Source organism: Kineosporia babensis (assembly GCF_021129305.1).
Lineage (GTDB): Bacteria > Actinomycetota > Actinomycetes > Actinomycetales > Kineosporiaceae > Kineosporia > Kineosporia babensis.
Map to the genome: position 1 here is coordinate 1 of NZ_JAJOMB010000048.1, position 14,129 is coordinate 14,129.

A 14,129-nucleotide genomic window follows, 5' to 3' on the forward strand; every position below is an offset into this window, starting at 1 on the left:
CGCCCCGACCGGCGAGCAGGTGACGATAGAGGCCCCGCAGGCGGCCGAGCAGCCGCGGAACACGACTGAGCTGGCTGAGCAGGGCACGGCGGTACCGCAGGACATCCCCACCGACGCGGTCAGGTCGAGCGTGACCACCGGTCCGGCTGAGGGGAACGCGTTCTCGAACACGACCGACTGACATGGGAAGCGGGAGTGGTCGGCTGCTCGTCGCGGAGCGTCGGCCCTAGGTGATGCCGCGTGATCCGGGTCGAAGTGTCAGGCGTCAGCGTAGGGCGGGTGTTCCGGTAATCGCCCGTTTACCGGAACACCCGCGGATGCTGGGGAAGAGCTCGGGCGTGATGGCAGTGGGGCGTCCCGCCGATGCGGCCGCGGTCCCGGGCGGCAGCCAGGCCTTCGTGGGTACCCGTCACGATGATATCGTCGGGTCGAACGTCATGTTGCATCCCAGTCGATGACGCTCCTGCAGGTCTGACGCAGCGGCACCTACTACACCCGACCGGACAATTACTGCACGTTTTCACAACTAGTGTTATTCAGCACGAAGCCCCTTGTAGCCCTCAGCGCCTGTTTGCCCTCACGAAGATTGGGGCTATTGGGCGTTATGTACCTTTGGTAACGTGCCGGGAGGTCGCTAGTAAGGGCTAGCCTCCCCGACGGTTCACTTACGCTTGGAGCCTGCATGCGTTCCCTGACCGATTCGTTCGCCATCAAAGCCCGTTTGCGCCTCTTGCCTTCCGTGATCCTCTGCCTCGTTGCGATGCTCGTCGCCAGCGTCGGTGTCGCCAGCAGCGCCTCGGCCGCGACGCCCGTATACGGTGTCTTCAACGCCTCGTCCCTGCAGCTGGGTGTTACTCAGGCTGGCTGGCCAAAGTCGTACAACTACGACGTCGTAGTGCCTGCCAACAAGATCGCAAACGGCGGCGTGTACGGCATCTACCTCGGCGGTAGCTGCCACGCACAGGTGTACACCAACACCAAGAGCGCCCTGCCGGGCTGGAATGACAGCAACTGGAAACGGCTAACCTCGGGAGACTGGGGTCCCGGCAAACATCAGACTTCGGGCTCTTTTTGGGTGAAGATCGTCCAGTACGGGTGCTGATGCCCGTCGGACATCGACCCCGGAACGTGGGCCGTCCTCGTTCGGGCCACGGCCATGCCTTCGCGGGTGCGCATCCGCAGCAGGTCGACCTCGAACTCGGCGAAGGTGGCCAGGATGTTGAAGAACATCTTGCCCATCGGGTCGGTCGGGTCGTAGATCGTGCCGCCTAGCGACAGGCGGATGCCGCGGGCAGTGAGGGTGTCGCCGATCTAGCGGGCGTCGGGGACCGAGCGGGCCAGGCGGTCGAGTTTCGGGACGACCAGGGTGTCGCCGGTGCGGACCGCCGCCAGGGCCTGGTCCAGGCCGGGTCGGGCGCGATTGGTTCCGGTCAGGCCGTGGTCGAGGTAGATCCGGTCCTCACTGACTCCGAGGGCGCCTCTGGCGAGCCGCGCAACAGAACCCCGACTCCTCCGAGGCCTACCGGCAGGCCCTGACCCTGGCCCGCACCGCCGACGCGACCTGGATGGACGCCATCGGCGCCCCGCCCGCACCCGGCGATCCCACCCGGCAGGCCTGGGCCAACGCCGTCACCGCCGTGGCCACCTACCGAACCCTGTGGGACCACGGCCACGAGAACACTGCCATCGGCGAACCCCCGAGCGAACCCGTCCAGGCCCGCGACTGGACCACCGCCCGCCGCGCGCTGGATGCCTGGCGCTGGGTCAAGACCACCCCGCAGCTGGCCGAACTCGACGGCGAACACCTCGATCTGATCATCGGCCAAGGCAACGCCGGACAGGTCGCCGCCGCCGAAGCCGCCGCCGCGATCGCCGCGCACCACGTGGCCACCGCCCACCAGAAAGCCGCCGACCAAGCCGCCGAAGACGCCGCCAACCGCCTCGCCACCGCCCGCCAGAACCCTCCCAGCCCCCAGGGTGCTGACGGGAACGGCGGCGTGGACGATGCACGCCTGGCCGAACTCGAAGCCCACGCCCGCCAGACCCTTGACCAGGCCGAACAAGCCAACCAGACCGCTGCCGCGACCCAGGCCCGGGTCCAGGAAACCGCACCCGCGGCCCTGACCGCCCGCGAGCAGACCCGCGCCGCCGAGCACGCCCGCCAGCAGATCGCCCACCGCCTCACCACCGCCGGCGCATGGCAGGAACGCCCCACGGCGCCCTCACCGACACCGAAATCCTGGACGCCACCCGGGCCAGCGACACCCACGCTCGCCAGCTCCACCCCCGCACACCCCCGCCGGCCACCAGCAGCAACCCCGCCCCCGAGCCCCGCCCCCAGGCAGAGAACCGCCCCGACGCCGACGTCGAGCTGCGCGAACAACTCGCCGAGCACGCCGACCAGCTACGGGCCGAGCTGCGCCTGCGCGAGCAGTTGCCCCCGTTACCTAATGAGAGGTGAACGGTCCGGCCGGGCCCGACGACGCCTTCCCGTTACCCGGCCCAGCGAGGCCCTGAAAAAGATCGGCGCCCTGGTCCGGCTGGACCGTTCCCAGGAGCGGATGAGTTGATCCTGAAGCAGCGTGTCGCCTCGATGCCTTGGTACGGATCCCTGAAGAGTCTTGGTCGTGGTTCGAGCCCGCTGTCACGGTACTGATCTCAGTTCACGAGAGCTTCGAGCTCTGAAGCGAAGACTGGTCATCGTGGCGGTCGCTGGGATCGTGAACAGCTCATCGGAGGGAAGGCCTCGAGCCTCGTCATTAGGGCGCTGCACGTTCTCAACGGGTCCGTGACCTGCAACGATGCCAAGCAACTGGGGGATGATCTGATGCCAATGTTCTGCGGGATCGACTGGGCCGAAGGCCACCATGACGTTGCGATTGTGGATACCGACGGCGTCCTGCGAGCCAAGAAGCGCATCACCGAGGACGTCGAAGGCTTCACCGAACTGCTGACGCTTCTGGCCGATCTCGGCGATACCGATCAGGAACCGATCCCGGTAGCCATCGAAACGTCGCGTGGCCTGCTCGTGGCCGCCCTGAGGGCCGGCGGCCACCGACCGGTCTTTGCGATCAATCCGATGGCCGTGGCCCGCTACCGAGAACGTCATTCAGTTGCTCGGGCGAAGTCCGACCATGCGGATGCCATGACGCTGGCCAACATCCTTCGCGTCGATGCCCACGTCCACCGCCGCCTGCCAGCAGACAGCGAACTCGCCCAGAGCATCTCGGTTCTCGCCCGCGCCCACCAGGACGCCATCTGGCGCCGCACCCGCGCCAGCAACGAACTGCGCTCCGTGCTGCGCGAGTACTACCCAGCCTTCCTGGAGTCCTTCGCCGCCAACACCGTCACGAACCTCGCCACTGCCGAGGCACGTGCTGTCCTGGCCATCGCCCCGACGCCAGCCGCGGCCACGAAACTGACCAAGACCCGCATCGCGACCGCTCTCAAGCGCGCTGGGCGCAGCCGAGGCATCGAGCAAGCCGCCGCAGACATTCACGCCAAGCTGCGCCAGCCGCGCCTGCGCCAACTTCCTCTCGTCGAGGACGCCTTCGGCCAGCAAGCCCTGGCGCTCCTGGCAGCCTTGAACGCCGCCTGCGCCAGCGCTCAGACCTTGGGAGACGCTGCAGCAGAGGCATTTCGCGGCCACCCGGACTATGCCATCATCACGAGTTTCCCCGGGCTGGCAGACTCCTCCGGCGCGCGAGTCCTCGCTGAGATTGGCGACGACAGATCCCGCTTCGTTGATGCCCGAGGCCTGAAGGCTTACGCCGGTTCTGCGCCAGTGACCAGAGCGTCCGGGCGATCCACCTCCGTCACTTACCGGCGGGTCAAGAACGACCGGCTGGCAGCGGCCGGATGGATCTGGGCCTTCAACGCCTCAACCCACTGCGAACGAGCGAAGGTCCACTACCGACGCCGCCGTGATCATGGAGATCGGCACTCAGCAGCCCTACGCAACCTCTTCAATCGCCTGCTCGGCCAACTGCACTACTGCCTTCAGCACCAGCAAGTCTTCAACCAGGACCGCGCATTTCCCATGCCGATTCCCGTCGAACAGCAAGTCTTGGCTTGACCCCTAGGAACATCGGAGGTCTTCTTGATCAGCCCCAAACGGGGTTGCAGGCCACTGGGGCCGGCATGACTTACTTCCCCTGTCATTGATGATCCGGGGGGTGTTGTCACCGGGACCGGAGGCGCCAGATGACCGCTGATAGAGACCCGACCCGAACGTGAGGTCTGCCGTAACGTGGCTGCCGGCACGGGTGCCAGGGCGGCCTGCTTGGGGGACGAGCACGGGGGACGACTTTGTCGGAAATCAACAAGAACACCGGGCCCGGCCCGGCCAGCGGCTACGACGTGTACTGCGGCGTCGACGTGGGTAAGTCCGAGCATCACGCCTGTGCGCTGGATGCGTCCGGGCGCCGTCTGCATGACAAGGCTCTGCCCAACGAGCAGGCTGACGTGGTGGCGGTCCTGACCGGGTTGCAGGCCCGTGGCCGGGTCCTGGTCATCGTGGACCAGCCGGCCTCGATCGGGGCCCTGGTGATTGCGGTGGCCCGTCTGCTCGGTATTGATGTGGCCTATCTGCCGGGCCTGGCCATGCGCCGCATCGCTGACCTGCATCCCGGCAACGCGAAGACCGATGCCCGTGATGCCTACGTGATCGCCGACGCCGCCCGCACCATGCCTCACACCTTGCGCCGGGTCGGCACCGACGACGAGACCCTCGCCGGTCTGTCGGTCCTGGCCGGCTACGACGACGACCTCGCAGCCCAGTCCACCCGCCTGACCAACCGGCTGCGCGACGCGTTGCTGCATGTCCATCCGGCGCTGGAACGCCTGCTGGGCAAGAACATTGACCGTCCCGGCGTGATCGCCCTGCTGGCCCAGGCACCCACCCCCGACGCTCTGCGCAGCCTCAGCCCCTCGGCGATGAGCACTCTCATCGCCGAGGGCGGATCGCCGCGGGTGGCCAAGACCCTGCCCGCGCAGATCACCACCGCGCTGGCCGCGCAGACCCTGACGATCCCCGCCACCGCCGAGTTCGGGCGCGTGATCGCCGGAGTCGCCGCGCAACTGCGGGACATCCGCGCCCAGCGCGCCGAGTTGGCCGCTGACCTCGAGGCCCGCCTGGAGGCCCACCCTCTTGCCTCGGTCCTGACCTCGATGCCCGGCATCGGCGTCAGGACCTGCACCAAGATCCTCACCATCATCGGTGACGGCTCCTCGTTCCCGACCGCCGGGCACCTGGCTGCCTACGCCGGCCTGGCCCCTGTCACCCGCCGATCCGGGACCTCGATCCGCGGGGAGTCTCCCTCCCGGGGCGGCAACCACGCCTTGAAGAACGCTCTGTTCTTGTCGGCATTCGCCAGTCTCGCCGACCCCGACAGCCGGGCCTACTACGACCGCAAGAGAGCCGAGGGCAAGCGTCACAACGCCGCCCTGATCTGCCTGGCCCGGCGCCGCACCGACGTCATCTTCGCCATGATCCGCGACCGCAAGCCCTACCAGCCCCGGCCTACGGCCCGGCCTGCAGCAGCTACCGCTGCCGCTTGACGAGACCATAGAGACACCCCCCCGAGCGCCGCGCCCGCGAAGACGACGACCGCCACGTCACCCGCAATGCCAACCGCCAGCGCACCCCGCACACCAGCGCACCCAACACCCAGCCGTCAACCACCGGCCAGGCCGGCACGAAGGCCAAGTCGCCCTCGGCGCAGGAGCGTCTACAGCTGGCCTACGACCGGCCCGATCTCACCTCCGCCCAGCGGCCCCGCACGAGCCCGTCGACTGGCGCGCCCAGCCAGCACGCGCCTGAACCGGGTGGGACCCGGCAGCGCCCCCAGCGCAGAAACACCCCTGATCAGCTCGATCAGTCGCGGCCCCGTACCCGCACCGAGGCCCGCCTCACAGACGCCCAGCAGGACACCACCAGCCCCGAAGCACTGGCCCGCACCAAGCCCACGCACAAACCGGCCAGCAATCCCACCGCCAGACTGGCCCCCACGCCGACTGGTGAGCCGGTCACCAAGCCTGCTGCCAACACAGCAGCCGCCAGCACGGCAGCACACCGGGGCGGGGCGCAGACCGAGCAACAGGCGAATAAGGCCCCGGCCCAAAAGCCCAAGAAAGCTGCGAAGAAGGTCACCAGGGCCCAGCGGCTCGACGGTGCCTACGACCAGGATCAGGATCCGCAGCGTTCCAGGAAGCGCGGGACGCCACCGCCGTCCCGAGGTCGTGGCGGGCCCAGCCTCTAGAGCAGCGATCGCAGTCACCACCAGATTCCCGATCGCCCGGCTGAGTCGGTAAAGCGCCTGGTCCGGGGCGCCAGGAGGGGTTCTGAAACGGGTTGTCGGTTTTGGCTCGCGCAGGTCCGGCGCCGAAACGTGCTGGGTGGCGGCGACCATAGGCCGGCCACGCGGCCGTGACCTTTTCACTGGTGGCCACGTCGCTCAGCCCGTAGCGAGGCACTTCGTCCAGTTCTAGGTCGCCGATGACCGGGGCGGGTGCCGGTGTCCACAGTCATTGCGTGAACACCGTTTTTAACCGGTCAGTAACGCTCATGATTTGTGAGTCAGGAGTCTGGCCGAGGCGTGAGGCTTCAGCCAGGAAGGATGTCGGTGGGGGCCGGTGTATGAGTGATGAGTATGCGCGGGCCCGGCTGCGTGAGTACCTTCGCGACTGTGAGGCGCGCGCCAAGGCAGGGCTGCTGGCCTCGGGTGAGCGCTACTCGCGTACGCAGGCTTCCAAGGCCTGCGCCAAGCTCAAAGTCCCGGTACGTGACCAGCGCATCGGTGATTGGCTGAGGGATCATCCTGAGACCGTTCCGGATGATTACGAGCCCCTATGGGCTCTCGTTCGGGTGTGGGCACAGTGGGCCGGGGATCCTGTCCCCACCCACGAGGACTTGGCACACCTGAAAGAGTTGGTCGACCAAGCCAGGGCCTCGCGCAGAAAATCCCGCCGGAACAGCCCCACTCCGCAGCACATCGGCGACACATCCCCGGGCAGCAGCGCTCCTGGCGTCACGACAGCATCACCGTCCATGGCCCACCCGCGAACGGTGCCGGTGAACCGGGATCGTCGGCATCCGGGGCGCTGGACCCATCGGGCAGGAACCGTCCTGGGGATGCTCCTTTGCCTTTCCTTCATCATGACGTACTCCTACCCGACCCCGGTCTTACCGACCACGCATCGCTCCCTGTCCGCTCAGTCGGACGCTACAGGGCACTTCCTGGCAGCAAGGTTCGACACAGATGATGCGTCCGACTGGCCTGCCCCCTGGACCCGGGGCAGGGACCCGGGCGCGGGCACTGGGTTCGGCGCCCAGGTCGATCAAGGAGTCGGCATTCTGACGACATCCGATGCGCCCGACAATGCCGGCAACCGCATCTCGAGGCGACTGGATATATCACCCCGGATGAACGCAGCCATCACTTTGTCATTCATCTTCAAAAAAGAGTTCGACTGTTTCCCTCAAATTTTCGTTAGGGCCGATAACGCGATCGACGTAGCGCGCGGTTATGCCCTCTTCCTCCAGCCCGGCCAGTTCTTCATTCAAGGTTTCCGGGATTACCGGCCAGAGTACTCCAGCAAAACTCGGCAGTTCTCAATCGACTCTGGTGTCTGGTACAAGGCGAAGCTGGATGTCCATGACACCAGCATTAAAGCCAAGGTCTGGCGCCGAGAAGACCCCGAACCCGAGACCTGGCCCATCGACGTTCACGACGACCTCGTCACCAATCCAGGCTCCGTGGGGCTCACGCTGGGTGGCGGACCACGTGAACAAACGTGCAGTTGGACGGTGGACGACGTCGAGGTCACCCCATAGAGCACGCTAGCTGGGGTTTCTAGCGTCGTTGTCAGCACCAGAAGCCTCCCCGGGCAGGTCCCCTGAAGAGACGGGGCGACCGGTGGATGCTGCTCCCGGAGCAGGCAATCACAGGTCCGGGAGGTGCGGGAACCCTGTTTGCGTACCCCCCGTATCTCCCGCAGAGCCAGATGCTGGTGGTGATGGCAGAGGCTACGCCCGCCTATCGCAGCGATGCGGTTGAACGACCCCCGGGTGAGTTCAGGACGGGCCGTCTGCGCTGGGCGGACTGGCCGCAGCTAGGCCAGAGCCTGCTGACAGCAGGACCCTCCGGGCGCGGGGCGGGAACTCCGGGCGTCCCCGGAGTTCCCGGATAAGCCTTTCTTCATGGCGGGAATTGATTCACTGATGTGACCGCCGCGGCATTGAGAAACCACGCTGCAGGAGCGGATCAATCAATCCCATTCATGAAGGAGGCGCAGCATGTCTGCCAGCCTGGAAAACCGTGAGGTCGGTGTCGAGCGGACCGACCTCGACGATCTCGTGGAAGAAACCTCGTCGTGGTCCTCCGCAGAAGAGGACGACATCAGCCAGGACTCGCAGTGGGACGCTGCGGGTCATTCTGTTCAGGGTATGACGGGAGGTGCGCGATGAGCTCACCGAACCAGGTCCTTTCCGTGGCCCGGTCGCAGTTGGGGATTGTTGAAGGGCCTCGAGCGAACGAGGTCAAGTTCAACGACTGGTACTACGGCCGACACATTTACGGGTCTTCCTACGCCTGGTGCGCGGTATTCGTGTCCTGGGTGGCAGCCGTCGCGGGAGCCACGGCGGTCATCCCGAAGCACGCCTACACCCCCAGCGGCGCGGCCTGGTTCCAGGCCCGCGGCCGGTGGGGAAGCACTCCGCGGGTCGGGGCGGTGGTGTACTTCCGCTGGCCCGGGATGGGCCGGATCAGCCACGTCGGGCTGGTCGAGGCCGTTCGATCGGACGGGTCCATCGTCACGATCGAGGGCAACACCGATGCCCAGGGCAGCCGGACCGGGGGCCGGGTCATGCGGAAGATCCGCCGGTCCTACATCGCCGGGTACGGATACCCCAACTACGACGGGAGCACACCACCGGTGACTATCCCCCCAACCCCGGCAACCCCGGCAGCCGGTCGGCTTGCTGTCGACGGCGACCTGGGGCCGGCCACGATCGCCCGACTGCAGCAGTCACTCAACCGCACCGGTGGCCGCCCGGTCCTGACCGTGGACGGCAGGTTCGGGCCCGCGAGCAAGCGGGCTCTGCAAGCGCGGTTGAACCACACCAACCCACCGGTGGCGGTCGACGGCCAGATCGGCCGGCAGACCGTCCGGGCACTGCAGCGCAATGTGGGTGCCCAGGTGGACATTGTGTGGGGGCCGGCAACAACGAAGGCTCTGCAATCGACCCTCAACCGCCGCGAACTCTGAGATCCCCTGCTCTCCATCGGATCCCCCTGCCTGGGCCCGCCCTGAAGTCATCATCAGGGCGGGCCCAGGCCCCGTTCCGCAGCAATCGCCCCGCCTTCTCACGAACTTCAGCGACACAGAACAGGACACGTCATGGTCATGCCCAGTCGTTCGAGCCTTGCCCTGGTCGTCGCCATCCTGGCTGCGGTTTTCTGGCTGTTACACCGGGCCGTAGCCCGGGATGCCCGCACAGTCCTGGCCATCGCTGCGGTCCTGACCGCCACCGCGGGCCTGCTGAGCGCGGTGGCGACCTTCCTATAGGCATGCCCCGACGGGCGGCCGGCCCGCCCGGGTGAGCTGAGAGGCGGACGGGCGATGCCAGAACCGGGCATCACCATCATCACCGACTGAGCGCCGGCCAGGGACCGCGCACAAAAAGTAGCCCTGCTATCTGAGCCGATAGCAGGGCTACTTGCAGGCCCGAAGGCTGGTGCAACGGAAAGTCCTAACTGGCTCGGAACAGGCGGCAACAGGTTGCGTCGGGCTCGACCGCATGAGGCTTCACCGGCTGGACAACGACCACGTGGCCAGGCTGATCACAGATGCGATGAGCGAGCTGGCCGGAACTCGGAGCCGTAAAGCCCGTCGTTACCAGTCTTCGTCGTCGGGCTCCTGTGGCATCGGGGTGATCTCGACGCGCCGCATCACCAGGACACGGCCGACCCGGTTCCACCAGACGGTCACGGCGTAGCGGGCACCGGTGATGTCGGTGTACTCAATCAGGCGGTAATCGGCGCGGCCCGGGATGATCTCCGTGGCCTGGTCCCACACGTCGGCGACGTGCATGCCCAGGGCGTACAGGTCACGTTCGAGGAACTCGTCCCGGCTGGGCAGGCGCCCGGGTTGCGCGTCGAGCTGGCGGTACAGGTCGTTGTAGAAGTCGCGGTGCGGGTAGACCAGGTAGCGGGCCACAGTTTCAGGACGCCTCGCGGTGCTCGCCGGTCAGTTCCTCGACCAGCCGGGCCCGGGCCCGGGCCAGACTGGCTTCCCGGTACGCAGGAGACAGCTCCTCGGCCTGGACCGGGTTCGCGCGGTGCTCGGCCAGCACGGCCTCCCGTTCCTCGGGGGCGAGCTCGGCCAACTCGGCCGGGCTGTAGAACGTGTGGCCCTTCCACTGCTGCGGCATCGGCGCTTCCCTTCTCCTGAGAGGGGCCAGTGTCCCACGGTCGAGGCCAGGTTGCCGGGCCCACGGGAGAGGGAAGCCCTAGCGAAGGCTCCTTCTAGCCTCCGGCCGGTTTAGCTCGGTTGAGGTGATGCCGGTGGCATGCGGAGCTACTCGATGAGGGTGCGGCGTACTCCGGTCTCCAGCATCACGCGGGTGCGGTGGCGACCGTTGACGAACGTGCCGTCTTCGCGCTGGGGGTGGATGGGCTCGATGAGCAGGGACTCCAGCGCTTCCATCTCCCATCCGGTCACGAGCTCTCGGCCACGTTCCAGGACGACGTGCAGGATGTCCTCGCGCGCGATGTTCTCAGCCCGGGCTGCGGCCAGCAGCCGCAGGGCCGTGCCGGAGACGAGGTGCCAGTCCCCGCCGTGGTACCAGCACGTTGCCGGGCGCGTGCATGCTCCGGGTCCGCGCCGGGGCCACACCTGGCGCAGCAGCGCCTGGCGCGTGGAGACAGTGCGGGAGTTGCAGGCGCGATCGGCGTCGGAGTCAGGGCGTGGAAGAGCCAGCACCCAGGCCGGCTCCAGGACCGCGACCGGTTCGGCCGGCCGTTGCGGGAGCGTGTACGGGCCGCGGCCGGTCTCGACCGGACCGCCCACCAGCTGCGCCAGCTGCTCGCTCGACAAGGACTGACACCACCGCGGCGGGCTGGCCAGCTGATGCGCTCCGGCCACGGTGAACTGCACCGGGGTGAACCGGGTCCGGGAGCCCTCGCCCATGAGCAGAATCTGGATCCACAGCGGCGGCTGCGGATCATCGGCGAAGAACCGGGACCACACCGCCTCGGCGAAACGCTCCGCGCCGTTGGTCAGTGACAGCCCCTCCCCGACCGCCTGCGTGACAACCGCCACCGGCCGAAGGCCCGGCCCGGTGAACAGCTGCAGCCGGAACCGGGTGAACCGGGCCCGAGCGTGACGCGGGTCGAACATCGCCTCATCCAGCGTCCGCTGGCGCACGCCGGCGTGCGCCAGCACGAACCCCGCCGCCGAACGACCAGCCCCTGAACCCGAACGCTCATCACCCATGCACAAATGGTGACATTGGCCAGAAAAGCCCTGGTCCGAGGGGACCGCAAGAGCGGCCGGGCCCTCCTCTCGCCCGCGACCATGCCAACAAGCCCCGGACGCTGTACGGCGCCGGTGAGCACAAGCACACCGTGCAGCAGATGGCCGACGTTTCCAGCAGCGCTCCGTAGATAACCGCTCAAGCGCTGAGCCCACATCTTGGAGCAGCAGACAAGAGCACTCCATGCGTACTCCAGAGCAGTCAGAAGCGCTAATAGAGCGCAGATAGGAGCACTCCAGGCGAGCGAAGTGCTTGATGTCTCCCACTTACTAGTGCACAGTGAAGACAGAAGAGACAGTCCACTCGTCTATCGCAGGAGAAGAGATGTCCGCCGATCAGAACGACGCGCTCGTGCCCGTCCACGTCCCCCGCCGGTACCTGTCCGCCGTGTATGGGCTCATCGCCAAGCTCGACTCGGCACCCACCGACGGCGCGCAGGCGGAGGCCGAGGACACGGAGGCCGAGGAAGTCACCTGGCCCGTCGAGGACCTGCGCCGGTTCGCCGAGACCCCGACCGCGACCAGCGTGACGATCGGGAAGGTCCTCGACGTGCTCGCCGCCAAGCCAGGCGAGTACTTCTCCACCACCCAGCTCGAGCAGCTGACCGGCGTACCCCGGCCCAACCTCAAGGGGGCCTTCTCTGCCCTGACCCGCCACATCAACAAGCACTACGACGGACGGGGCTGGATGCTCACCTTCTGGTGGGGCCCCCAACTCGGCGCCGGCTACCCGGCCGAGGCCCACTACGTGCTCAGCGACGAGCAGGCCACCCGCTGGCTCGAAGCACGCGCAGCCTGACCACAACGCTCCGCCCCGAGGGGCGCTCCCACACCAGGGGGCGTCCTTCCGGCTTAACTGGCCCCAACTAGCAGCCCTTTGTTCTTGTTTGACCTTCGAATGGGGCGGCTCCTGCAGGTCTTCAGCGAAGCGGCCAGGGAAGGCCTCCGTCGCCCTGTCCACCTGGAGGCGCCCAGAAGCTGATCCATCGGTTGGACTGCGGCTCGGCCGGCTGAGCGGGTACAAGCCGTCGCGGGCCAGCACGACCGGTCGCGGATGAGGTGCTGCATCGGGCCGGGAGAGGTCGCCGAAACAGACCAGGGGTGGGCCGCTACGCACGGCCATCCATGCCGATGTCCGCACATGACCGTTGACTGACGGCTGTGGAGCGAAACACGCGAAACACGATGAGACGCGCTGCGAATCGGGCGAAAGCGGCGAACCGCGGAGGGTAGCACTTGAGTAGCAGTGTCAGCAGGCGAATCTAAAATCACCCGATCGGCCCAGCTCAGATGGGGTGGCTTAGATGATTGCCCCGAGGCAGCTGCCCGCTAAAGGTGCGCTAGGGGGTCGCCAAAGCACCAAACCCCCACCGGCCAGTGGGGGTTAAATGCGCCTAGAGCCCGGCTGAGCTAGAGACAGTCTTCATCGTCTGACCTATGGCCGTAACAGTCAAGTTTGCGAACAGCGATCGAGTCTCCGTTTCGTGGAGGATGCCAGCCCTGACCTGCGCCGATGGCGGACGAAATAGCGAAGCAAGAAGTTCGTACATCATCACTGCACTCCCCCGAACTCGGCCCTGCAATATATCGAAGAACGGGAGGCGAATTCATCGGTTTATGGATAGTGGGGCTGCGGGGCATTCGAATGTCCCTGACGGCTGCTTTCTTTAGCAATTGCCAAAGGTCGATTGCCTCGCCTATTCAACGGTCGCCCAGGGTAATTATCAAAGGTGTTCGCCGGTATCACCCAACCGCGAGCATGAGGCAATGTAAAGGTTGGATACTCAAGGTGATCGGTGCTGGTCAGATGGCTGTCCCTGCTCTGGCCTGCCGGTCCCCCTGGGCCCTGAAAACCATTCTCCCGGGCAAAGGGTCGGTGACCTTACCACACCGGAGCGGGCAATCCACCGCCTGCCGGTCGGGTTTGCCCGGTCGGTTTTGGTTCCCCGACGCGATGTGAGGGCTTAATGGCGATGAATGGAGATCCAGGGCGAGCGGTAGGCACCTGCCTGACTTGCCCTTAGGGCCTTCCGTGATCTGTACTCTTGTGTCATGGGAGTTCAGCTTCCCGCACACGGGACGAAGAGGGCACGGGCCGGCCAGCCCACCCTCCGCACGTTCGGCCCCGCGGTGACGACGCGCTCCCGGATGCGCACAAGCCCGGCTGTAGCTGGAGCGGAGGTGAGAACGAAACGTGACCCCCACCTATCTGGTGCTGGGGATCCTGCTGGTCGTGGCCGGCGGTCTGATGTGGTTGACCGCCAAGGCGATCCCGCGAGGACCCAGCACTCTGATGGCGCTGGCTGCCGTCTTCACGTCGATGACCGGCGCGATCACGGTCCTGGCAACCGTGACGAGCAGCGTCCTGTCGAGCGTCGCCTGACGCCGCCGTGGGGCTCAGTATCTGAATCCCCCCATCCCTAACCATCCGATCTCGAGCCCAGTGTCTCCCCGCCCCTCACCCGGGCCGGGGAGACACTGGTTTTTGCCCCGAGCCCATTCCTGTCCCGGCCGAGGTCAGCCGGTAGAAATCTGACTGGTGGAGTCGCTGGCTGGCCCGCAGATGCGACCAGATCGACAACGATCGGTATCAG

The 14,129-nt window shown here is 66.7% G+C and carries 14 protein-coding genes and 1 pseudogene; 11 read left to right on the forward strand and 4 right to left on the reverse strand.

What is annotated here, in order from left to right; all coding sequences use genetic code 11:
* A partial coding sequence (locus LR394_RS40480; RefSeq protein WP_231450039.1) for a hypothetical protein occupies positions 1 to 181 on the forward strand: 181 nt, incomplete at its 5' end.
* A gap of 501 nt (positions 182 to 682) precedes the next feature.
* The gene (locus LR394_RS40485) at positions 683 to 1,102 is read left to right on the forward strand and encodes a hypothetical protein (protein ID WP_231450040.1); all 420 of its coding nucleotides are present in this window, start codon (positions 683 to 685) and stop codon (positions 1,100 to 1,102) included.
* A 35-nt stretch (positions 1,103 to 1,137) separates the two neighbouring features.
* Here the strand turns inward: LR394_RS40485 and LR394_RS43945 are convergent.
* Positions 1,138 to 1,473, reverse strand: a pseudogene (locus tag LR394_RS43945) (recombinase family protein); the annotation flags it as partial.
* A 92-nt stretch (positions 1,474 to 1,565) separates the two neighbouring features.
* On the opposite strand from LR394_RS43945, the gene LR394_RS40495 reads away from it, so the two are divergent.
* The 7 genes from LR394_RS40495 to LR394_RS40525 all read left to right on the forward strand — a co-directional run bounded on the left by LR394_RS40495 (position 1,566) and on the right by LR394_RS40525 (position 9,567).
* A complete protein-coding gene (locus LR394_RS40495) occupies positions 1,566 to 2,570 on the forward strand; it encodes a hypothetical protein (protein WP_231450041.1) in 1,005 nt (334 codons plus the stop codon).
* Between the two features lie 257 nt (positions 2,571 to 2,827).
* Positions 2,828 to 4,075, forward strand: coding sequence for an IS110 family RNA-guided transposase (locus LR394_RS40500; protein WP_456238338.1), 1,248 nt, complete (start codon positions 2,828 to 2,830; stop codon positions 4,073 to 4,075).
* 242 nt (positions 4,076 to 4,317) lie between these two features.
* Positions 4,318 to 5,559, forward strand: a complete 1,242-nt coding sequence (locus tag LR394_RS40505) for an IS110 family RNA-guided transposase (protein ID WP_231450052.1) — start codon at positions 4,318 to 4,320, stop codon at positions 5,557 to 5,559.
* Positions 5,560 to 6,637: 1,078 nt separating this feature from the next.
* Positions 6,638 to 7,834 (forward strand): hypothetical protein, encoded by a 1,197-nt coding sequence (locus tag LR394_RS40510; RefSeq protein ID WP_231450042.1) that lies wholly within the window; start codon positions 6,638 to 6,640, stop codon positions 7,832 to 7,834.
* A 462-nt stretch (positions 7,835 to 8,296) separates the two neighbouring features.
* Positions 8,297 to 8,467 carry a hypothetical protein gene (locus LR394_RS40515; protein ID WP_231450043.1) on the forward strand — a complete coding sequence of 57 codons (171 nt, stop codon included), beginning with the start codon at positions 8,297 to 8,299 and terminating at the stop codon, positions 8,465 to 8,467.
* On the forward strand, positions 8,464 to 9,267 hold the full coding sequence (locus LR394_RS40520) for a CHAP domain-containing protein (RefSeq protein ID WP_231450044.1): 804 nt from the start codon (positions 8,464 to 8,466) through the stop codon (positions 9,265 to 9,267). Before LR394_RS40515 ends, LR394_RS40520 begins: the two co-directional genes overlap by 4 nt.
* Before the next feature lie 138 nt (positions 9,268 to 9,405).
* The gene (locus tag LR394_RS40525; protein WP_231450045.1) at positions 9,406 to 9,567 is read left to right on the forward strand and encodes a hypothetical protein; all 162 of its coding nucleotides are present in this window, start codon (positions 9,406 to 9,408) and stop codon (positions 9,565 to 9,567) included.
* Between the two features lie 327 nt (positions 9,568 to 9,894).
* Here LR394_RS40525 and LR394_RS40530 read toward each other — a convergent pair whose 3' ends face one another.
* The 3 genes from LR394_RS40530 to LR394_RS40540 all read right to left on the reverse strand — a co-directional run bounded on the left by LR394_RS40530 (position 9,895) and on the right by LR394_RS40540 (position 11,496).
* Positions 9,895 to 10,218, reverse strand: coding sequence for a hypothetical protein (locus LR394_RS40530; protein WP_231450046.1), 324 nt, complete (start codon positions 10,216 to 10,218; stop codon positions 9,895 to 9,897).
* Positions 10,219 to 10,222: 4 nt separating this feature from the next.
* Positions 10,223 to 10,432 carry a hypothetical protein gene (locus tag LR394_RS40535; RefSeq protein ID WP_231450047.1) on the reverse strand — a complete coding sequence of 70 codons (210 nt, stop codon included), beginning with the start codon at positions 10,430 to 10,432 and terminating at the stop codon, positions 10,223 to 10,225.
* Between the two features lie 146 nt (positions 10,433 to 10,578).
* On the reverse strand, positions 10,579 to 11,496 hold the full coding sequence (locus LR394_RS40540; protein WP_231450048.1) for a hypothetical protein: 918 nt from the start codon (positions 11,494 to 11,496) through the stop codon (positions 10,579 to 10,581).
* Between the two features lie 364 nt (positions 11,497 to 11,860).
* Here LR394_RS40540 and LR394_RS40545 point away from each other — a divergent pair, with 364 nt between their 5' ends.
* Together LR394_RS40545 and LR394_RS40550 are read left to right on the forward strand one after the other, a co-directional pair.
* Entirely contained in the window at positions 11,861 to 12,334 is a 474-nt protein-coding gene (locus LR394_RS40545) for a hypothetical protein (protein WP_231450049.1), read from the forward strand.
* 1,395 nt (positions 12,335 to 13,729) lie between these two features.
* Complete coding sequence (locus tag LR394_RS40550; RefSeq protein ID WP_231450050.1) at positions 13,730 to 13,918, forward strand: hypothetical protein; 189 nt, start codon at positions 13,730 to 13,732, stop codon at positions 13,916 to 13,918.
* The last annotated feature ends 211 nt before the right edge of the window (positions 13,919 to 14,129 follow it).